The following is a 374-nucleotide window of genomic DNA, read 5'->3' on the forward strand; positions in this document are numbered from 1 at the left end:
GCGCGCCATGGCCGACGAAGGAGCGTGGAAAGCGGATGAACAGCGACGGGTTGGAAGGCGCTGCCTGCCCGTCCTTGTACTCCTCGTTGCGGTCCGGATAGTTGACACCGACGCAGATGATTTTTTCCGGGGAGGGAATGGGGATGTCGTAGGTGATGGCGTCGAGCGGGAAATCGGGGGAATAGCTGTGGACTTCTTCGGCCAGCTGTCTCAGCGCACCCGCCTCGATCACCTCACGCAGCGATGGCCACTCGGGATGGCGCGCCGAAAGGTCGATGACGCGCTTGTCGGCAATAGCGCCGTAGCGCGTCTTGCCGCCGACGGTGAAGGTGGCGAGGCGTCCCGCGCTCATGCTGAAACTCCGTATCGGTTAG

At 63.1% G+C, this 374-nt stretch carries 1 pseudogene; it reads right to left on the minus strand.

From position 1 onward, the window contains the following. Positions 1–352: pseudogene (locus EN852_RS36215) on the minus strand (2-hydroxyhepta-2,4-diene-1,7-dioate isomerase); the annotation flags it as partial. Between the last annotated feature and the right edge of the window lie 22 nt (positions 353–374).

The sequence above is a fragment of the Mesorhizobium sp. M2E.F.Ca.ET.209.01.1.1 genome, from assembly GCF_004010375.2.
In the GTDB taxonomy this organism is placed as follows: Bacteria; Pseudomonadota; Alphaproteobacteria; order Rhizobiales; family Rhizobiaceae; genus Mesorhizobium.